This window comes from Cellulomonas gelida, assembly GCF_006538725.1.
In the GTDB taxonomy this organism is placed as follows: Bacteria; Actinomycetota; Actinomycetes; order Actinomycetales; family Cellulomonadaceae; genus Cellulomonas; species Cellulomonas gelida.
On record NZ_BJLQ01000006.1, the window covers coordinates 31412 to 49117 of the forward strand.

Genomic DNA, 17706 nt, shown 5'->3' on the forward strand with positions numbered 1-17706 from the left:
CATGGCGAAGATCAAGAAGGGCGACCTCGTGGTCGTCATCTCGGGCCGTGACAAGGGCAAGCAGGGCCGTGTCCTCGAGGTCCTCACGGAGACGCAGCGCGTCGTCGTCGAGGGCATCCAGCGCGTGCAGAAGCACGTGAAGGCCGGCCAGACGTCGCGTGGCACCCGCACGGGTGGCATCGAGACCGTCGAGGCGCCCATCCACATCAGCAACGTGATGCTCGTGGACCCGGAGACCAAGAAGGGCACCCGGGTCGGCTACCGCTCCGAGCAGGTCGAGCGCGACGGCCGCACCCGGACGGTCCGCGTCCGCGTTGCCAAGCGCTCCGGGAAGGACGTCTGAGATGACTGAGACGACGATCCAGGCTCCGGCGACGCCCCGCCTGAAGTCCAAGTACAACGACGAGATCAAGTCGGCTCTCTTCGAGCAGTTCTCGCACGAGAACATCAACCAGGTCGCGCGCCTCGTGAAGGTCGTCGTGAACATGGGTGTCGGAGAGGCCGCCAAGGACTCGAAGCTCATCGACGGTGCGATCCGCGACCTGACCCAGATCACGGGCCAGAAGCCGCAGGTCACGAAGGCTCGCAAGTCCATCGCGCAGTTCAAGCTGCGTGAGGGCATGCCGATCGGTGCGCACGTCACGCTGCGCGGCGACCGTGCGTGGGAGTTCCTCGACCGCCTGCTGTCGACCGCGCTGCCTCGCATCCGCGACTTCCGCGGCCTGTCGCCCAAGCAGTTCGACGGCCACGGCAACTACACGTTCGGCCTCGTGGAGCAGTCCGTGTTCCACGAGATCGACCAGGACAAGATCGACCGTGTCCGCGGTATGGACATCACGGTCGTGACCACGGCGGACACCGACGACGAGGGCCGCGCCTTGCTCAAGCTCCTCGGCTTCCCGTTCAAGGAGGACTGACCCATGGCGAAGACCGCTCTGATCAACAAGGCGAACGCCAAGCCCAAGTTCGCGGTGCGTGGCTACACGCGCTGCCAGCGCTGCGGCCGTCCGCACTCGGTGTACCGCAAGTTCGGCCTGTGCCGGATCTGCGTGCGGGAGATGGCCCACCGTGGCGAGCTCCCCGGCGTCACCAAGAGCAGCTGGTAATCCCCTCACGACTCGATCGTCGGTAGGTCCCGGGCCGCTTCGCGCGGCCCGGGATACCCCGGCGAGAAAGGGCTGAAGCCCCCATGACCATGACCGACCCGATCGCAGACTTCCTGACTCGTCTGCGGAACGCGAACTCGGCGCACCACGACACCGTGTCGATCCCGTTCTCGAAGCTCAAGTCGCACATCGCGGAGATCCTCCAGGCCGAGGGTTACATCCAGGGCTGGAAGGTCGAGGAGGCCCCTGTGGGCCAGAACCTCGTCGTCGAGCTCAAGTACGGCCCGAACCGCGAGCGTGCGCTCGCCGGCGTCAAGCGCGTGTCCAAGCCGGGCCTGCGCGTGTACGCCAAGTCGACCAACCTGCCCAAGGTGCTCGGCGGCCTCGGCGTGGCGATCCTGTCCACGTCCTCCGGCCTGCTCACCGACAAGCAGGCAGCCAAGAAGGGCGTGGGTGGGGAAGTCCTCGCCTACGTCTGGTGATCTGAGACCAGGAAAGGAGCCAAGCCATGTCTCGTATCGGCAGGATTCCCGTCCCGGTCCCGGCTGGGGTGGACGTCAACATCGACGGCGCCGTCGTCACCGTGAAGGGCCCGAAGGGCACCCTCACGCACACGGTCGCCTCGCCCATCGAGGTCAAGCAGGAGGACGGCACGCTCGTCGTGTCCCGTCCTGACGACGAGCGCTACTCGCGCTCGCTGCACGGCCTCACCCGCACGCTTCTGGCCAACCTGGTCACCGGTGTGACGGAGGGCTACATCAAGAAGCTCGAGATCGTGGGCACGGGTTACCGCGTCACGGCCAAGGGTTCGGACCTCGAGTTCGCCCTCGGCTTCAGCCACCCGGTCGTCGTCTCGCCGCCGGAGGGCATCTCCTTCGTGGTCGAGGCCCCGACGCGCTTCTCGGTGCAGGGCATCGACAAGCAGCAGGTCGGCGAGGTCGCCGCGAACATCCGCAAGATCCGCAAGCCCGAGCCGTACAAGGGCAAGGGTGTGCGTTACGCGGGCGAGAACGTGCGCCGCAAGGTCGGAAAGGCTGGGAAGTAAGCCATGGCGATCAGCATCAAGGGCAAGGGCAAGGCGATCTCGCGCAAGCGTCGTCACCTGCGCCTGCGCAAGAAGGTCGTCGGCACGGCGGCTCGTCCGCGCCTCGTCGTGACGCGCTCGGCGCGCCACATCACGGCCCAGGTCGTGGACGACGCGATCGGTCAGACCGTCGCGTACGCGTCCACGCTCGAGGCCGACCTGCGCGGCGCCGAGGGCGACAAGTCGGCGAAGGCGAAGAAGGTCGGCGAGCTCGTCGCCGAGCGCGCCAAGGCCAAGGGCATCGAGGCGGTCGTGTTCGACCGCGGCGGCAACAAGTACCACGGCCGCGTGGCCGCGGTGGCCGACGGCGCCCGCGAGGGCGGTCTGGCACTGTGACCACGACGATCCGGAAGAAGAGGACTCACTGATGGCTGCTCCTGCACGCAGCAACACCGGTGCTCAGGGCACCGGCGGCGAGCGCCGCGACGGCGGTCGCCGTGATGGCGGCGGTCGCCGTGGCGACGCCGCAGAGAAGAGCGCGTTCCTCGAGCGCGTCGTGACCATCAACCGCGTGGCCAAGGTCGTCAAGGGTGGCCGTCGGTTCAGCTTCACCGCGCTCGTCGTGGTGGGCGATGGTGACGGCACCGTGGGCGTCGGCTACGGCAAGGCCAAGGAGGTGCCCGCGGCGATCGCCAAGGGTGTCGAGGAGGCGAAGAAGAACTTCTTCCGCGTCCCCCGCATCCAGGGCACGATCCCGCACCCCATCACGGCCGAGGCCGCTGCCGGCATCGTCCACCTGCGCCCCGCCGCGCCCGGTACCGGTGTGATCGCCGGTGGCCCGGTGCGTGCGGTGCTCGAGTGCGCCGGCATCCACGACGTCCTGAGCAAGTCGCTCGGTTCGTCGAACGCGATCAACATCGTCCACGCGACGGTCGCGGCCCTGCGTGGTCTCGAGCAGCCTGAGGCCGTGGCCGCGCGCCGTGGCCTGCCGCTCGAGCACGTCGTGCCGGCCCCGCTCCTGCGGGCGCAGGCCGCCGGCCAGGCTGCGAAGGCCGCCGAGAAGGTGGGTGCGTGATGGCCCGCCTCAAGGTGACGCAGAAGCGCTCCGGCATCGGTGGCAAGCAGAACCAGCGCGACACGCTCCGCACGCTTGGTCTCAAGCGCATCGGCGACGTCGTCGTCAAGGAGGATCGTCCCGAGATCCGCGGCATGGTGAAGACCGTGCAGCACCTCGTGGCGGTCGAGGAGGTCGAGTGACCATGGCTGACGAGAAGAACGACAAGGTGGCCGCTGAGGCCGAGGCTGCGCCCAAGGCCGCCGCCAAGAAGGCTCCGGCCAAGAAGGCGACGACCGCGGCTGCCGAGAAGGCTCCGGCCAAGAAGACGCCCGCGAAGGCCGCTGCCAAGGACGAGGCGACCGAGGCCGCTCCGGCCAAGGCTGCTCCGGCCAAGGCCGCTGCCGCCAAGAAGGCTCCCGCCAAGACGCAGACCGCTGCCGCCAAGAAGGCGGCGGAGGCTGCGGCTCAGCCGGGTGCCGGTGGCACGCTCAAGGTCCACCACCTGCGTCCGGCCCCCGGCGCCAAGACCGCGAAGACCCGTGTCGGTCGTGGTGAGGCGTCGAAGGGCAAGACCGCGGGCCGCGGTACCAAGGGCACCAAGGCTCGCTACCAGGTTCCGGACCGCTTCGAGGGTGGGCAGATGCCGCTGCACATGCGGCTGCCCAAGCTCCGTGGCTTCAAGAACCCGTTCCGTGTCGAGTACCAGGTCGTCAACCTGGACAAGCTCTCGGCGCTGTACCCCGACGGTGGCGACGTGACGGTCGCCGACCTGGTCGCCAAGGGCGCGGTCCGCAAGGGCCAGCGCGTCAAGCTGCTCGGCGACGGTGACCTCACCGTCAAGGTCTCCGTGGCCGTGGACGCGTACTCCGCGTCGGCCAAGGAGAAGGTCGTCGCCGCGGGTGGCTCGATCACCGAGGGCTGACGCCCCCACGTCCGTCAGGACGCGCACGACACCTGAAGCGGGTGGTTCCGGCTGAGGCCGGGGCCACCCGCTTCGTCGTGCGCGGCGCGAGACGGCCGTCGCGGCCCTCCGTGGGCCCGTCGCATCGCGCAGTCGTGGGCGGGGTCGGCCCGGCGCGGAGGTCGCGTGTGCGGCCGCTGACGGCTCCGTGACGCCCCGAAACGGTTCGCGCCCGCGCGCGGGCGGCGGGGTCGCGTCGTCGGCGGAGAGGGCGGCGGCGCGCGAGTCGACGGCGTCCGGCTGCGACGCGGGCTCGCTGCGCGACCGGTCCTGCCCCGCGCGCGCATCTCGCCGGACGCGATGAATCGCCGCTGACCTGCGGGGACGGTCGGACGCCGCGGCCTTGGCCGCGTGCGCAGTGCGCCGCCCGAGCCGTGACGAGCGGTGGAGCACCGGCTGCGGTGCGCCCGCTCGAGACGGCGGGCGCAGCTCGTCGGCGTCCTGCAGATGGGCACGGTGACGGTGACCGCCGCGGCAGGGGGCATACTGCTCCTGCTCGCCGCTCGTCGGCGTCGGTGAGCGCGCGGGTAGCAGGGACGCTCACCCGCGTTGACAGAGCCGGGTCGGGTTGCAGGTAGTCTTGCTGCGGCCTTGGCCAGGTCATGGCTGACGACGTGCCGCACGGGCGGCTACCCAGGAGGACAGGTGCTAGGCGCATTCGTGCGGGCGTTCCGGACGCCCGACCTGCGGCGGAAGCTGCTCTTCACCATCGGCATCATGGTGGTGTTCCGCATCGGATCCTTCCTGCCCACACCAGGGGTGTCCTACCCCAACGTGCAGCAGTGCATCGACGAGATGGGCACGGGCAACGACCTGCTCGGCCTCGTGAACCTCTTCAGCGGCGGCGCGCTGCTGCAGCTGTCGGTGTTCGCGCTCGGGATCATGCCGTACATCACGGCGAGCATCATCGTGCAGCTGCTGCGCGTGGTGATCCCCAAGTTCGAGGAGCTGCACAAGGAAGGTCAGTCGGGTACCGCGAAGCTCACGCAGTACACGCGCTACCTGACGATCGCCCTGGCGGTCCTGCAGTCGACGACGGTCATCACGATCGCGCGCAGCGGCCAGCTCTTCGGCGGCTGCACCGTCGACGTCATCCCGGACAGCTCGTGGATCACGCTCGTCATCATGGTCATCACGATGACCGCCGGTACGGGCCTGATCATGTGGCTCGGCGAGCTGATCACCGAGCGCGGTGTCGGCAACGGCATGTCGCTGCTCATCTTCACGTCGATCGCGGCCAGCTTCCCGCCGGCGCTGTGGTCGATCGCCGGTGGCAACAACGGCGCGACGAAGTTCCTCATCGTGTTCGCGATCATCATCCTGGTCATCGCGCTCGTCGTCTTCGTCGAGCAGAGCCAGCGGCGCATCCCGGTGCAGTACGCCAAGCGCATGGTCGGTCGCCGCATGTACGGCGGCTCGAGCACCTACATCCCGATCAAGATCAACATGGCGGGCGTCATCCCGATCATCTTCGCGTCGTCGCTCCTGGCGATCCCGGGGATCATTGCGCAGTTCGGCGACCAGACCTCGCCGTGGGTGCTGTGGGTCTCGCGCAACCTCGCGGTCGCGGACGCCCCGCTGCACCTCGCGCTCTACGTCTTCCTGATCATCTTCTTCTGCTACTTCTACACGGCGATCACGTTCAACCCGGACGAGGTCGCGGACAACATGAAGAAGTACGGCGGCTTCATCCCGGGCATCCGGGCGGGCCGTCCGACCGCCGACTACCTGAGCTATGTGATCTCGCGGATCACGGCTCCCGGCTCGCTGTACCTCGCGATCGTCGCGCTCATCCCGACGCTGGCGTTCGCCCTGCTCGACATCGGCCAGAACATCCCGTTCGGCGGGTCGTCGATCCTCATCGTGGTGGGCGTCGGTCTGGAGACCGTCAAGCAGATCGAGTCGCAGCTGCAGCAGCGTCACTACGAAGGGTTCCTCCGATGAGCACGCGTCTGGTCCTGCTGGGCCCCCCCGGAGCGGGCAAGGGCACGCAGGCGGCCCGCCTGGCCGAGCGTCTGGGCGTCCCGGCGATCTCGACCGGCGACATCTTCCGCGCGAACATCAAGGGCGGCACCGAGCTCGGCCGCAAGGCGCAGGAGTACTCCTCGCGCGGCGCGCTGGTGCCCGATGAGGTCACGAACGCCATGGTGCGCGACCGCCTCGCGCAGGCGGACACCGCCGAGGGCTTCCTGCTCGACGGGTACCCCCGCAACGTGGCGCAGGTGGCCGAGCTCGACACGATCCTGGCTGACGCCGGCGTGACGCTCGACCTCGCGGTCGAGATCACGGCGGACCCGGAGGTCGTCGTCGAGCGGCTGCTGAAGCGTGCCGAGATCGAGGGCCGCGAGGACGACACGGCCGACGTGATCCGTCACCGGCTCGACGTCTACGCCGAGCAGACCGCGCCGATCTCGGACGTCTACGCCCAGCGCGAGCTGCTTGCGCAGGTCGACGGCATCGGCGAGGTCGACGAGGTCACCGAGCGTCTGCTGTCGGCGATCGGCTCCGCCGTCCGCTGAGCGGTCGGTCGGGACGAGTGGGCGCCGTGTTCGGCCGCGAGAAGATCGAGTACAAGACCCCGGACCAGGTGCGCACGATGCGCCGGGCCGGGCTGGTGGTCGCCGACGCGCTGGACGCCGCCCGTGCGGCCGCGGTGCCGGGGGCGACGACCGCGGACGTCGACGCCGCGGCGGCTCGGGTCATCACCGCGAGCGGCGCGAAGCCGTCCTTCCTCGGGTACCACGGGTACCCGGCCACCGTGTGCGTCTCGGTGAACGACGAGGTCGTGCACGGGATCCCGGGGGAGCGGGTGCTCGTCGCGGGTGATGTGGTCTCGATCGACTGCGGCGCGATCGTCGACGGCTGGCACGGCGACAGCGCAGTGTCCTTCGTCCTCGGTGAGGGCGACCCGGGCGACGTCGAGCTCGTCGCGACCGGCGAGGCGGCCCTGTGGGCCGGCATCGCTGCGCTGGCAGGGGCCGACCGCCTCGGGGTCGTGGGCGATGCGGTCGAGGACGTCGTCGACGACGCGCACACCGCGGGCCGCAACGGCGGCGTGCGGTTCGGCGTGGTCGAGGACTACGTGGGGCACGGCATCGGCTCCGCGATGCACCAGCCGCCGGACGTGCTGAACTACCGCACCCGTGACCGCGGCGCCAAGGTGCGCCCCGGCCTGTGCGTGGCCGTCGAGCCGATGATCGTGCGCGGCGACCAGGCGACCCGTGTCCTGGCCGACGACTGGACCGTCGTGACCGAGGACGGGTCGCGTGCGTCCCACTGGGAGCACACCGTCGCGATCCTGGAGACCGGGATCTGGGTGCTCACGGCCCGCGACGGTGGCGCGGCGGGACTCGCCCCCCACGGCGTGGTGCCCACACCGCTCGCCTGAGCCTCGCCGGGGAGTCGGACGTCACGTGCGCGAGAGGGCGGAGCGGTTTCGTCGAACGGGTGCCATGGCGTAAAGTGTCCCGTTGGGTGTGTGCGCTCCGTAGGTTGCGCGTGACCGGGAAACCGGCCGAGCGGCTTGGAGCAGCACCCGCTCCCTTCCACGATCTCGACGACGGCCCGGCTCCTTGCCTGTCCGCGTGGATGTCGTGGTGCTCGACACGACCGACAGTTAGCGGAGGATATGGCGAAGAAGGACGGCGTCATCGAGATCGAGGGCAGCGTCGTCGAGGCGCTCCCGAATGCGATGTTCCGCGTGGAGCTCACCAACGGCCACAAGGTGCTCGCGCACATCTCGGGCAAGATGCGACAGCACTACATCCGGATCCTCCCTGAGGACCGGGTGGTCGTCGAGCTGAGCCCGTACGACCTGTCCCGCGGTCGCATCGTCTACCGCTACAAGTAATCACCACGAGAACGCCGTCGGCCCCGTGAGGGCGCGCGGCGGCGGAGGAATCACGCGATGAAGGTCAAGCCCAGCGTCAAGAAGATCTGCGACAAGTGCAAGGTGATCCGCCGGCACGGTCGCGTTCAGGTGATCTGCGAGAACCTGCGTCACAAGCAGCGCCAGGGCTGATGCCCCGGCGGCATCTCGCCGCACCACGCCCCGAGCGCTCGGGGCACGCACGACGGACCGTCAGGTCCGGCAAGCGCATCGTCGCTCCGGCGGCCGCACCCGAGGTCTGACCCACGGGACGGGCGCCGGCGAACCCTCGGCTCGGAGGCCGGGGCCCGCAGGCACGTGGGAAGACGGTGCGGAAGACCTCCGAGCAGTTACAGGAGCCACCAGGCACATGGCACGTCTCATCGGAGTGGACCTCCCCCGCGAGAAGCGGCTGGAGATCGCGCTCACCTACATCTACGGGGTCGGCCGCACGCGCGCCAAGGCCACCCTCGCGGCCACCGGCATCTCCGGCGACCTGCGGGTCAAGGACCTCGGCGACAACGAGCTCGTCGCCCTGCGCGACTACCTCGAGGGCAACTACAAGCTCGAGGGTGACCTGCGACGTGAGGTCGCCGCGGACATCCGCCGCAAGGTCGAGATCGGCTGCTACGAGGGCCTGCGTCACCGCCGCGGCCTTCCGGTGCGCGGTCAGCGCACGAAGACCAACGCGCGTACCCGCAAGGGCCCGAAGCGCACCGTCGCCGGCAAGAAGAAGGCCGGGCGCAAGTAACGCCCCCGCTGCCGGCAGCCCGATCCGTAGAGAGAAGAAGAGCAGATGCCTCCCAAGTCCCGTACCGCCGTGCGCAAGCCGCGCCGCAAGGAGAAGAAGAACGTCTCCCACGGCCAGGCGCACATCAAGAGCACGTTCAACAACACGATCATCTCGATCACCGACCCCTCGGGCGCCGTGATCTCGTCGGCGTCGTCCGGCCAGGTCGGCTTCAAGGGCTCGCGCAAGTCGACGCCGTTCGCGGCGCAGCTCGCCGCCGAGGCCGCCGCGCGTCGTGCGCAGGAGCACGGCATGCGCAAGGTCGACGTCTTCGTCAAGGGCCCGGGCTCGGGTCGTGAGACGGCGATCCGTTCGCTGCAGGCCGCTGGTCTCGAGGTCGGTTCGATCCAGGACGTGACGCCGCAGGCGCACAACGGCTGCCGTCCGCCGAAGCGCCGCCGCGTCTGATCGACACCCGTACCGGGCCGAGCCCCTGCCCGGCCCGGTACGGGTGCACGCGGCTCACAGACTCATCCCCTGGCATGCGGACCGAGGCATGACCGGGAACGCAACACCTGCGTGGCGTCATATGGCGGACGTCCGCTGAGAGGAAACACACCGTGCTGATCGCACAGCGCCCCACCCTGACCGAAGAGGTCATCTCGGAGGTCCGTTCGCGGTTCTCCATCGAGCCGCTCGAGCCCGGCTTCGGCTACACGCTCGGCAACTCGCTCCGCCGGACGCTGCTGTCCTCCATCCCCGGTGCCGCCGTCACGTCGATCCGCATCGACGGCGTCCTGCACGAGTTCTCGACCGTGCCGGGTGTCAAGGAGGACGTCACCGAGATCATCCTCAACATCAAGAACCTCGTCGTCTCCTCGGAGAACGACGAGCCCGTCGTGATGTACCTGCGCAAGCAGGGCCCCGGCGACGTCACCGCGGCGGACATCGTCCCGCCGGCGGGGGTCGAGGTGCACAACCCCGAGCTCCACCTGGCCACGCTGAACGACAAGGGCAAGCTCGAGATCGAGCTCACCGTCGAGCGTGGCCGTGGCTACGTGTCGGCCGCGCAGAACAAGTCGTACGACACCGAGATCGGCCGCATCCCGGTCGACTCGATCTACTCGCCCGTGCTCAAGGTGACCTACAAGGTCGAGGCGACGCGTGTCGAGCAGCGCACCGACTTCGACAAGCTCATCGTGGACGTCGAGACGAAGGCGGCGATCAGCCCGCGCGACGCGCTCGCGTCGGCCGGCAAGACGCTCGTCGAGCTGTTCGGTCTGGCTCGCGAGCTCAACGTCGAGGCGGAGGGCATCGAGATCGGCCCGTCGCCGACGGACGCGGCCCTGGCCGCGGACCTGGCGCTGCCGATCGAGGACCTGCAGCTGACGATCCGCTCGTACAACTGCCTCAAGCGCGAGGGCATCCACACGGTCGGCGAGCTCGTCGCCCGGTCGGAGGCCGACCTCCTGGACATCCGCAACTTCGGCGCCAAGTCGATCACGGAGGTCAAGGAGAAGCTCGCCGAGCTCGGCCTGACCCTCAAGGACAGCCCGCTCGACTTCGACCCGTCCGCGTCGGCGTACTACGGCGACGACGAGGGCGACTTCGTCGAGGACGAGCAGTACTGACATCAGCACCGGTCCAGTACTGACCCGGTACTGACGAAGAACTTCAAGGAGAACTGACCATGCCCACGCCCACCAAGGGTCCCAGGCTCGGTGGCGGTCCCGCGCACGAGCGGCTGATCCTCGCGAACCTCGCGACCCAGCTGTTCGAGCACGGCCGCATCACGACGACCGAGGCGAAGGCCAAGCGCCTGCGTCCGCTCGCCGAGCGCCTCATCACGTTCGCCAAGCGCGGCGACCTGCACGCCCGCCGTCGCGTCCTGACCGTCGTCAAGGACAAGAGCGTCGTGCACGTGCTCTTCACCGAGATCGCCCCGGCCCTGGCCGAGCGCAACGGTGGCTACACGCGCATCACGAAGATCGGTCCGCGCAAGGGCGACAACGCGCCCCTCGCCGTGATCGAGATCGTGCGCGAGCCGCTCTCGCCGAAGCAGGCCGTCGTCAAGGAGGCCACGAAGGCCGCCGAGAAGGCCGCCAAGCCGAAGGCCGCCAAGGTCGAGGACGCGCCGGTCGAGGACGTCGTCGCCGACGCTCCCGTCGAGGACGCGCCCGCCGACGAGGCGAAGGCCGACGACAAGGCCTGACGCTCGCCGTCGCCGCACGAAGGCCCGGACACCCCACGGTGTCCGGGCCTTCGTCGTCCCGCGTCCGGGCCCCGCGAGCGACCGGCCAGGTGGGCCCGGTTCAGGTCGGCTCGGATCAAGGGGGGTTCGCCGGTCAGGTGAACAGGCAGAAGGGGTGCCCCGACGGGTCCAGCAGGACACGGACGTCCTGCTGGGGCTGTGCGGTGGCCAGGACCGCCCCGCAGCGGATCGCCCAGGCCGTCGCAGCCGCGAGATCCTCGACCAGGACGTCCAGGTGCTGGGTGGCGTTCTGGCCATCGGGGCTCGCGGGCCACGTGGGGCGGCGGAACTGGCGCTCGTGCTCGAAGTTGAGCGTGAGTCCCGGTCGGCCGGGGTCGCCCGTGGCGACCTGGGCCCAGCCCGCGTCGTCGCCGTGCGGTGGGTCCTGGGCCGTCACGCGGCCGCCCAGAAGGCGTGCGTAGAAGTCGGCGAGCAGCGCGGGGTCGTCCGTGCCGATCGTGACCGAGGTGGCGTGCAGCGAGGGACGGTCCATCCCGTCACGCTAGGCCCGGCCCGGCCGGCGCGCTCCGTCACGGAGTCGCCGGCCGGGCTCAGCTGGTCGTACCGGTGCTCAGCTGCGGCGGCGACGGGCCGTCAGCGCCGTCGCACCGAGCGCGAGGCTCAGCAGCGCGAGCGCCACGAGCGGTCCGGCGGTGGCACCGGTCGTCGCGAGCTCGTCGTCCTGGTCGTCCCGGCCGCCCGAGGTGGGCGTCGGCCGCGGCGTCGCCGAGGGGTCCGGCGAGGCCGAGGGGTCCGGTGTCGGCACCGCTGCTCGGACCTCGACGGCGACCCGGGCGCGCTCGCCCGAGGCCGTCATGACGACGATGTGGTGGGTGCCCGCGGGGGTCGAGGCGGGCACCGTCACGTCGACGACGAGCGCGCCGTCGGCATCCGCACGCACCTCGGCGAGCAGCACCGGCGTCGAGTGCAGCTCGATGCGTGCCTGCTCGTGGGGCTCGAGCCCGGACACCCGGACCTCGAGAGCGCCGCCGGGGGCGATGCGCGGCGTGGAGACCTCGACCTCGGGGACCGGCGCCGGGGCCACGACGAGCGTCGTGGTCGCCGTGGCGTCGTCGCCGACACCGTTCGTGGCCCGGAACGTCACCGTGGAGGTCCCCGCGGTCGTGGGCGTGCCCGTGAGACGGCCACCCGACGAGGTCGGCACGAACGTGACGCCGGCCGGCAGGCCGCTGGCCGTGACGGTCGGGGCCGGGTACCCGAGCGAGGCGACCGTGGCGGTGAGCGGCTCTCCCACGACGACGTCGACCTGGCCGGGTGCCGTGATCGACGGCGGCGCCTGGACGACGACCGTCCACGGCACGGTGAGCGCGGTGCCCACCGCGTTGTCGAGCGTGACCTGCACGTCGTGCGTGCCGAGCGCGGACGTGGTGCCGGTCAGTCGCAGCTCGCCGCCGCTCACGGAGACGGACAGGCCGGCGGGCAGGCCGGTCGCGGTCGCGGTGGGCTCGGGGTGCCCGAGCACCGGGGTGAGGGCGACGTCGACCGCGGTGGCGGCGCGCACGACGGTGGTCCCGCCGCTCAGCGTCGTCGTCGGGGGAGCGGGGACCGTGAGGGTCACCGTGGCCGTCGCGGTGCCGCGCACGTTCGTCGCCGTGACGACGACCTCGTGCTCGCCCTGGTCCGCCTCCGACGGCGTGCCTGAGAACGTCGCGGATGCGGCGTCGAACGTCAGCCACGCCGGCAGCGGCGACGTGGTGAGCGTCGGCGCGGGGTGGCCGGTCGGCTCGAGCGTGAGCGTCGAGGCCGTGCCTGCCGGGAACCTCGCGGCGACGTCGTCGCCCGCCGAGGGTGCCGACTCGACGTCGAGCACGATGCTGGTGCTCGACTCGTCGCCGACCCCGTTGCCCGCCGTGACGACGGCCGTGAACCGGCCGTCTCGCGTCGGCGTCCCTGCGAGGCGAGCGCCGTCGCCGTCCTCGACGAGCGTGACCCCCGCGGGCAGACCCGTGACCGTGAGCGCGGGGGCGGGGTAGCCCGTGACGGTGAGCGGGATCAGCGTCATCGGCGCACCGAGCACGAGCGTGGCGGACGCCGCCGCCGAGACGCCCGCGGGCTCCTGCACGACGACGGTCCAGCCGGCGTCCGTCGTCCCGGTGGCGCTCGTCAGCGTGACCTCGACGTCGAACGTGCCGGCCTGGGTCGGGGTGCCGACGAGCCGCACGGCGGCGCCCGTCTGCTCGATCGCGAGGCCGGCGGGAAGCCCGTCCGCGTCCGCCACGGGCGTCGGGTGCCCGGCGAGCGTGAAGGCCGCACGGTCGACCGCGGTCCCGAGCCGCAGGGTCGTGGCGGACGGCGGGGACGCGAAGGTCGGGACCGATGTGACCTCGATGGTCACCGGCACCGGCGTCGGGTCCGTGTCGACGCCGTTGGAGGCCGACAGCGTCACGGTGTAGGTGCCCGGAGACGTCGGGGTGCCCGAGACGATCCCGCCGGACAGCGTGAGCCCTGCGGGCAGCGCGGTCGTCGAGAGCGTGGGCGCCGGGTAGCCGCCGAGGGTGATCGGCAGCACGGCAGCGGTGTCCACCGGGAGGGTGACGGTGGGCGGTGCGCTGAGCGTGGCGGGCACCTGGACGACGACGGTGAACGACAGGGTCGCTGCCGTCCCCACCCCGTTGGTCGCGGTCACGGTGACGTCGTGGCGCCCACCGGTGGCGTTCGTCGTGCCGGACAGCAGCACACGACCGCCCGAGACGACCACGCCGAGCCCGCTCGGCAGGCCCGTCGCGCTCACGGTCGGGGCGGGGTAGCCGGTGACGAGCCCGACGTCGACCGTGCCCACCGCGGTGCCGCGCCGGACGGGGACGTCGGTGACGCTCGCGGTGAGGGCCGCCGGGGCGGTCACGACGACGGTCACGTTCGCGGTCGCCGTGCCCGCCGCGTTCGTCGCCGTGACGGCGAACGGGCCGAACGAGCCCGAGACGGCCGCACCCGGGGCCGCGGTGAACGTGCCCGTCGCGGCGGTGAACGTCAGCCAGCCGGGGAGCGCCGAGCCGAGCGCGAGCGTCGGACGCTCGTGCCCGCTCCATGCCAGCGCCAGGGAGTCGGTCGTCCCGGCCCGCAGCGTGAGCTCGGGCGACGCGTCGGCGAAGGACGGGCCCTGCAGCACGTCGATCGTGAGGTCCCGCGCGACGGCCCCGCCGACACCGTTGTCCGCGGTCACCCGGACGACCACGGCGCCGCTCGCGGTGGTGGCGGTGGGGGTCCCGACGACCTTCACCTGGCCGGGCGTGCTCGTGTCGAGCGAGAGGCCCGGCGGCAGCGACGCTCCGCCGAGGACGGTGGTGGTGAGCGTCGGGCTCGGGTAGCCGGTCGCGACCAACGTCGCGCCGGTGAGTGCGGAGCCCAGAGTCGTCGACACCGCCGCCGGCCCGGTCACCTGCGGGGCGGCCTGCACGGTCCATGCCCAGGTGGTGGTGGCGGTCGCGAAGCCGTTGTCCGCCGAGATCGTCGCGGTGCCGGTGGCCTGGGCGGCGCTCGTCGGGCGTGCCGGCGTCCCGGTGATCGCTGCGGTCGAGCCGGTCAGGACCGCCGACAGGCCCGCGGGCAGGCCGGTGGCTGTCACCTCGAAGGGGTCGCCCGTCAGCGGCACGGGCAGCGACGTCGCCGAACCCGCCGTCACGAGGGTCGTCGTGGGGGCGGTCACCGTGGGCCGCGGGCCGACGACCAGGTCCAGGGTCCCCGTTCCCGTGCCCCACGCGTTGGTCGCGGTGACCGTCACGATCCTCGCGCCCTGCAGGGTGGGCGTGCCGGTGATGGCGCCGTCGGAGTAGCTCAGCCCGGCGGGCAGTCCGGTGACGTCGACCTGCGGTGCCGGGTATCCGGTCGTCGTGATCGGGATCGAGACCGGCTCGCCCAGGATGACGTCGTGCCGCTCGTTCGCGGCCGTGACCACGGTCGGCTGCTGGCCCACCACGACCGACCTGCTGAACGAGGCCGTGCGGTACTCGTTCCCCACCGTCGTCGCGACTGCGAACGTGCCCGTGGCGGTGGGCGTGCCGGTCAGCTGGACGTCGGAGCCGACCAACGCCAGGCCCGTGCCGGCGGGCAGCCCGGTGGTCGGGCCGAGGATCGTCGACCCGGGGGTCGAGGTCACGGTCCCGAGGGTCGTGGGACCGGCGACGCCGACGGTCGCGTCCAGGGCCGAGTAGGTCACCGAGACGGGCGACGGGACGACGACGGGGATGGTCGCGTCCGCCGTCAGCGCGTTGGCCACGTCGGCGTGCAGCGTGACCGAGGTGTCCGCGTAGGAGGTCCCGGGGTTGCCGGTGAGCGTGACGGTCGTCGTCGTACCCGACTTGCTGGTCGAGACGTTCATCCAGGACGGCTTCCCGGAGGTCATCGTGACGTCGGGCGCGGGGTTGCCGGTGACGGCCACGGTCCGCGTCGTGGTGGTCGACGGGGGGAAGACGAGCGGGCTCGTGCTGGCGAACGCGGGTGCCACGTACGTGGGCTCGCCGACGTTCGCCCCGATGCCCTCGAACGTCACCGAGACGTTCTGGTTGGTCGTCGTCGCCGAGACGAACAGGGTGACCTTCTTGACCCGGCTGCGGTCGAAGCCCGACGGGAACGTGAAGACCGCGACGTCGCCCACGTAGGCGGGCGTGTAGCGGATGGTGAGCCAGTCGCCCGCCGCGCCGCCGTTGCGCGTGAGCCCGCCGACGCTCGCGACCTTGCCGTTGACGTCCTCGGCGCTGACGCCGAACGTCACCGCCGACGGCTGGTTCGGCGTCACGTCGCGGTACTTGAGCTGCAGGCGGTCGGCACCTGCCTGCTCGAGGTTCACCACCGAGTCCGCGGTCCAGGTGACCTGTGCGTTCGCGTAGTTGCAGCCGAGCGCGTCCGGGACGCGTGCGTCGACCTTCATCGTCCCGGTGCCCATGGTCAGGGCGTTGTTCCCCGACGGGCTGCACGTGTTGTTCCCTGCGACCAGGGTCCGCGTGCCCATCGCGTTGCCGGCGAAGTCGTCGACGCTGAAGCCGATGTCCTCCGCGGTGGCGGGTGCGGCGAGTCCCGCGACGAGCGTCACGAGGGCGAGCGTGGCGGTGGCGAACGTCGCGGTGGCACGGCGAAGGGGGGCAGGGATGCGCATGGGTTCCTCGCGGACGGGTGTGCTCCGGCGGCGGCGGCCACCGAGCGTCGCCACGACGCTACGGACCAAGGTCCCGAGGGGAAACGCCGCGGATCGCCCATGTCGTAATCGCGGGGGTTGCTCCTGGGCCGAACGGGTGACCGAGCGCCCCGCAGGTCGCGGTACGGTCCGACGATGGGGGTCGTCCTGGTGCACGGGGTCCGCACGTCGCGCACGATGTGGCGCCCTCAGGTCGAGGCGCTCGCGCGGGCGGGCCTCGCGACCGTCGCGGTGGACCTGCCGGGTCACGGCACGCGCGCGGACGAGCAGTTCACGCTGGACGAGGCGGTCGCGACCGTCGCGCGCGCGGTCGACGCGCTGGGCGGACGGGCGCTCGTCGCCGGGCTCTCCCTCGGCGGATACGTCTCGATCGCGCACGCCGCGCGCCACCCCGAGCAGGTCGCCGGGCTCGTCGCGGCGGGGTGCTGCACGCGTCCCCGGCGTGTGCTGGTCGCAGGGTGGGCGACGGTCGCCCGGGGCATCGGCCGGCTGCCCGACGCGGGCGCGGGCCTGAACGAGCGGTTCGCGCGCACCTTCGTCGGCGAGCAGGCGACCTCCGACCTGGGCGCGGGTGGGTTCGCGCTCGAGGTCATGGGCGACGTGCTGCGTGAGGTCGGTGCGTTCGACCCGGTGGCCGCGCTCGCCCACGTCCGGGCGCCCGTGTGGCTCGTCAACGGGCGCTGGGACCACTTCCGGGGCGACGAGCAGCAGTTCCTCGCGGCATGCCGCGACGGTCGGCTGGTCGTCGTGCCGGGGGCGACGCACCTGGTCAGCGTGGTCGCGCCGGTCCGGTTCACGCGCGTGCTGCTCGAGGCGTCCGCCGAGGTGAGCGTCAGTCCGTGAGCTTGGCGTCGTGCATCGCGCTCGCGAACGCCCCGTCGACGTGCACCTGGAGCTGGTCGCCCTCGTAGCGCGTGATCTGCTGGAGCGCACCGCTCTCGGCCCGGTAGTACACGTGCGGGCTCAGCGGTCCTGGCATGTCCTGGCCCGCGCGCGCGACGCGTGACATGAGGTGCAGCGCGTGCACCACGGTCGCGTCGTGCAGCACGTGCACCAGGAGGCTCGAGCGCGTCGGCAGGGCGACGAGCGTGCCGAAAGGTCGGTCGGTCAGGCCGACCGACGCGAGCAGCTCGTCGTGCAGCAGGAGGCGCGAGGCGCCGAAGTGGTCCTCGCTCTCGAACACGTGGACCTCGTGCTCGACGCGCTGGTGCGCGGGAGCGGGCAGGCGGCGCAGCCCGGCGAGCGCGGCGTCGCCGAGCGCGGCCCACCCGCCGAGGCGGGTGGTGAGCAGGATGTCGACGGTGTCCGGGGTGTCGATCGCGGCGCGCACGCACAGCCCCGCACCCAGCGACGGTCCGGCGTCGGGGTCGACGACGGGGAGCTCGGACTCGGCCACGATGCGCGCCACCAGCCGACGCCCGAGCTCGTCGGCCGGGGCCACAGGCGCCGCGTCATCGAGGACCGACGGGTCGTCGGCGCGCTGCGCGCTCGCGCGCGGGGACTGCTCGGGCTCGTCGGGTCGACGCGTGAACCAGGCCATGGCGAGGACCGTAACGTGTG

22 protein-coding genes are annotated in these 17706 nt (G+C 71.4%); 19 read left to right on the forward strand and 3 right to left on the reverse strand.

The annotated features are described in order from the left end of the window. The first annotated feature begins 1 nt into the window (after position 1). From rplX to rplQ, 18 genes are all read left to right on the forward strand, one after another. Complete coding sequence (gene rplX / locus CGE01nite_RS04225) at positions 2-343, forward strand: 50S ribosomal protein L24 (RefSeq protein WP_048342536.1); 342 nt, start codon at positions 2-4, stop codon at positions 341-343. 1 nt (position 344) lies between these two features. Then, entirely contained in the window at positions 345-917 is a 573-nt protein-coding gene (gene rplE / locus CGE01nite_RS04230; protein WP_048342537.1) for a 50S ribosomal protein L5, read from the forward strand. A gap of 3 nt (positions 918-920) precedes the next feature. Next, positions 921-1106: a type Z 30S ribosomal protein S14 gene (locus tag CGE01nite_RS04235; RefSeq protein ID WP_048342538.1), complete on the forward strand. Its 186-nt coding sequence runs from the start codon at positions 921-923 to the stop codon at positions 1104-1106. Between the two features lie 83 nt (positions 1107-1189). After that, positions 1190-1588: a 30S ribosomal protein S8 gene (gene rpsH, locus CGE01nite_RS04240; RefSeq protein ID WP_048342539.1), complete on the forward strand. Its 399-nt coding sequence runs from the start codon at positions 1190-1192 to the stop codon at positions 1586-1588. Positions 1589-1614: 26 nt separating this feature from the next. Then, a complete protein-coding gene (rplF, locus tag CGE01nite_RS04245) occupies positions 1615-2151 on the forward strand; it encodes a 50S ribosomal protein L6 (protein WP_048342540.1) in 537 nt (178 codons plus the stop codon). 3 nt (positions 2152-2154) lie between these two features. Next, positions 2155-2526, forward strand: a complete 372-nt coding sequence (rplR, locus tag CGE01nite_RS04250) for a 50S ribosomal protein L18 (protein WP_048342541.1) — start codon at positions 2155-2157, stop codon at positions 2524-2526. Positions 2527-2557: 31 nt separating this feature from the next. Next, positions 2558-3205, forward strand: coding sequence for a 30S ribosomal protein S5 (rpsE, locus tag CGE01nite_RS04255; RefSeq protein WP_048342542.1), 648 nt, complete (start codon positions 2558-2560; stop codon positions 3203-3205). Continuing rightward, a complete protein-coding gene (gene rpmD, locus CGE01nite_RS04260) occupies positions 3205-3387 on the forward strand; it encodes a 50S ribosomal protein L30 (RefSeq protein ID WP_048342543.1) in 183 nt (60 codons plus the stop codon). Before rpsE ends, rpmD begins: the two co-directional genes overlap by 1 nt. Positions 3388-3389: 2 nt before the next feature. Then, positions 3390-4109, forward strand: a complete 720-nt coding sequence (gene rplO / locus CGE01nite_RS04265; protein WP_141369180.1) for a 50S ribosomal protein L15 — start codon at positions 3390-3392, stop codon at positions 4107-4109. Positions 4110-4793: 684 nt separating this feature from the next. Further along, complete coding sequence (gene secY / locus CGE01nite_RS04270) at positions 4794-6092, forward strand: preprotein translocase subunit SecY (RefSeq protein WP_048342544.1); 1299 nt, start codon at positions 4794-4796, stop codon at positions 6090-6092. Continuing rightward, positions 6089-6667 carry an adenylate kinase gene (locus tag CGE01nite_RS04275; RefSeq protein ID WP_048342545.1) on the forward strand — a complete coding sequence of 193 codons (579 nt, stop codon included), beginning with the start codon at positions 6089-6091 and terminating at the stop codon, positions 6665-6667. The genes secY and CGE01nite_RS04275 overlap by 4 nt, the downstream gene beginning before the upstream one ends. A 26-nt stretch (positions 6668-6693) precedes the next feature. Beyond that, positions 6694-7536, forward strand: a complete 843-nt coding sequence (gene map, locus CGE01nite_RS04280; RefSeq protein ID WP_048342563.1) for a type I methionyl aminopeptidase — start codon at positions 6694-6696, stop codon at positions 7534-7536. A gap of 240 nt (positions 7537-7776) precedes the next feature. Beyond that, the gene (infA, locus tag CGE01nite_RS04285; protein ID WP_013770189.1) at positions 7777-7998 is read left to right on the forward strand and encodes a translation initiation factor IF-1; all 222 of its coding nucleotides are present in this window, start codon (positions 7777-7779) and stop codon (positions 7996-7998) included. Between the two features lie 57 nt (positions 7999-8055). Continuing rightward, positions 8056-8169 (forward strand): 50S ribosomal protein L36, encoded by a 114-nt coding sequence (gene rpmJ, locus CGE01nite_RS04290; RefSeq protein ID WP_013117849.1) that lies wholly within the window; start codon positions 8056-8058, stop codon positions 8167-8169. Positions 8170-8386: 217 nt separating this feature from the next. After that, entirely contained in the window at positions 8387-8767 is a 381-nt protein-coding gene (gene rpsM / locus CGE01nite_RS04295) for a 30S ribosomal protein S13 (protein ID WP_048342546.1), read from the forward strand. A 45-nt stretch (positions 8768-8812) separates the two neighbouring features. Then, positions 8813-9214 (forward strand): 30S ribosomal protein S11, encoded by a 402-nt coding sequence (gene rpsK, locus CGE01nite_RS04300; protein WP_019136350.1) that lies wholly within the window; start codon positions 8813-8815, stop codon positions 9212-9214. A gap of 152 nt (positions 9215-9366) precedes the next feature. After that, entirely contained in the window at positions 9367-10377 is a 1011-nt protein-coding gene (locus tag CGE01nite_RS04305; protein WP_048342547.1) for a DNA-directed RNA polymerase subunit alpha, read from the forward strand. Between the two features lie 59 nt (positions 10378-10436). Continuing rightward, positions 10437-10958 carry a 50S ribosomal protein L17 gene (rplQ, locus tag CGE01nite_RS04310; RefSeq protein WP_141369182.1) on the forward strand — a complete coding sequence of 174 codons (522 nt, stop codon included), beginning with the start codon at positions 10437-10439 and terminating at the stop codon, positions 10956-10958. A gap of 133 nt (positions 10959-11091) precedes the next feature. Here rplQ and CGE01nite_RS04315 read toward each other — a convergent pair whose 3' ends face one another. After that, positions 11092-11490 (reverse strand): VOC family protein, encoded by a 399-nt coding sequence (locus CGE01nite_RS04315; RefSeq protein ID WP_141369184.1) that lies wholly within the window; start codon positions 11488-11490, stop codon positions 11092-11094. Between the two features lie 78 nt (positions 11491-11568). Continuing rightward, positions 11569-16107 (reverse strand): putative Ig domain-containing protein, encoded by a 4539-nt coding sequence (locus CGE01nite_RS04320; protein ID WP_141369186.1) that lies wholly within the window; start codon positions 16105-16107, stop codon positions 11569-11571. A gap of 174 nt (positions 16108-16281) precedes the next feature. Between CGE01nite_RS04320 and CGE01nite_RS04325 the strand changes: the two genes are divergently transcribed. Beyond that, complete coding sequence (locus CGE01nite_RS04325; RefSeq protein WP_048342551.1) at positions 16282-16989, forward strand: alpha/beta fold hydrolase; 708 nt, start codon at positions 16282-16284, stop codon at positions 16987-16989. On the opposite strand, the gene CGE01nite_RS04330 is transcribed toward CGE01nite_RS04325, so the two are convergent. Then, a complete protein-coding gene (locus CGE01nite_RS04330) occupies positions 16979-17686 on the reverse strand; it encodes a hypothetical protein (RefSeq protein ID WP_048342552.1) in 708 nt (235 codons plus the stop codon). The genes CGE01nite_RS04325 and CGE01nite_RS04330 overlap by 11 nt on opposite strands. Between the last annotated feature and the right edge of the window lie 20 nt (positions 17687-17706).

Coding starts and splice junctions, on each gene's coding strand:
- rplF (WP_048342540.1), top strand. CDS start 1,615: ATGTCTCGTATCGGCAGGATTCCCGTCCCGGTCCCGGCTGGGGTGGAC.
- CGE01nite_RS04235 (WP_048342538.1), top strand. CDS start 921: ATGGCGAAGACCGCTCTGATCAACAAGGCGAACGCCAAGCCCAAGTTC.
- rpsE (WP_048342542.1), top strand. CDS start 2,558: ATGGCTGCTCCTGCACGCAGCAACACCGGTGCTCAGGGCACCGGCGGC.
- rplO (WP_141369180.1), top strand. CDS start 3,390: ATGGCTGACGAGAAGAACGACAAGGTGGCCGCTGAGGCCGAGGCTGCG.
- rplE (WP_048342537.1), top strand. CDS start 345: ATGACTGAGACGACGATCCAGGCTCCGGCGACGCCCCGCCTGAAGTCC.
- CGE01nite_RS04325 (WP_048342551.1), top strand. CDS start 16,282: ATGGGGGTCGTCCTGGTGCACGGGGTCCGCACGTCGCGCACGATGTGG.
- rpsM (WP_048342546.1), top strand. CDS start 8,387: ATGGCACGTCTCATCGGAGTGGACCTCCCCCGCGAGAAGCGGCTGGAG.
- rplX (WP_048342536.1), top strand. CDS start 2: ATGGCGAAGATCAAGAAGGGCGACCTCGTGGTCGTCATCTCGGGCCGT.
- infA (WP_013770189.1), top strand. CDS start 7,777: ATGGCGAAGAAGGACGGCGTCATCGAGATCGAGGGCAGCGTCGTCGAG.
- rpsH (WP_048342539.1), top strand. CDS start 1,190: ATGACCATGACCGACCCGATCGCAGACTTCCTGACTCGTCTGCGGAAC.
- rpmJ (WP_013117849.1), top strand. CDS start 8,056: ATGAAGGTCAAGCCCAGCGTCAAGAAGATCTGCGACAAGTGCAAGGTG.
- rplR (WP_048342541.1), top strand. CDS start 2,155: ATGGCGATCAGCATCAAGGGCAAGGGCAAGGCGATCTCGCGCAAGCGT.
- rplQ (WP_141369182.1), top strand. CDS start 10,437: ATGCCCACGCCCACCAAGGGTCCCAGGCTCGGTGGCGGTCCCGCGCAC.
- CGE01nite_RS04330 (WP_048342552.1), bottom strand. CDS start 17,686: ATGGCCTGGTTCACGCGTCGACCCGACGAGCCCGAGCAGTCCCCGCGC.
- CGE01nite_RS04315 (WP_141369184.1), bottom strand. CDS start 11,490: ATGGACCGTCCCTCGCTGCACGCCACCTCGGTCACGATCGGCACGGAC.
- rpsK (WP_019136350.1), top strand. CDS start 8,813: ATGCCTCCCAAGTCCCGTACCGCCGTGCGCAAGCCGCGCCGCAAGGAG.
- CGE01nite_RS04275 (WP_048342545.1), top strand. CDS start 6,089: ATGAGCACGCGTCTGGTCCTGCTGGGCCCCCCCGGAGCGGGCAAGGGC.
- CGE01nite_RS04320 (WP_141369186.1), bottom strand. CDS start 16,107: ATGCGCATCCCTGCCCCCCTTCGCCGTGCCACCGCGACGTTCGCCACC.
- rpmD (WP_048342543.1), top strand. CDS start 3,205: ATGGCCCGCCTCAAGGTGACGCAGAAGCGCTCCGGCATCGGTGGCAAG.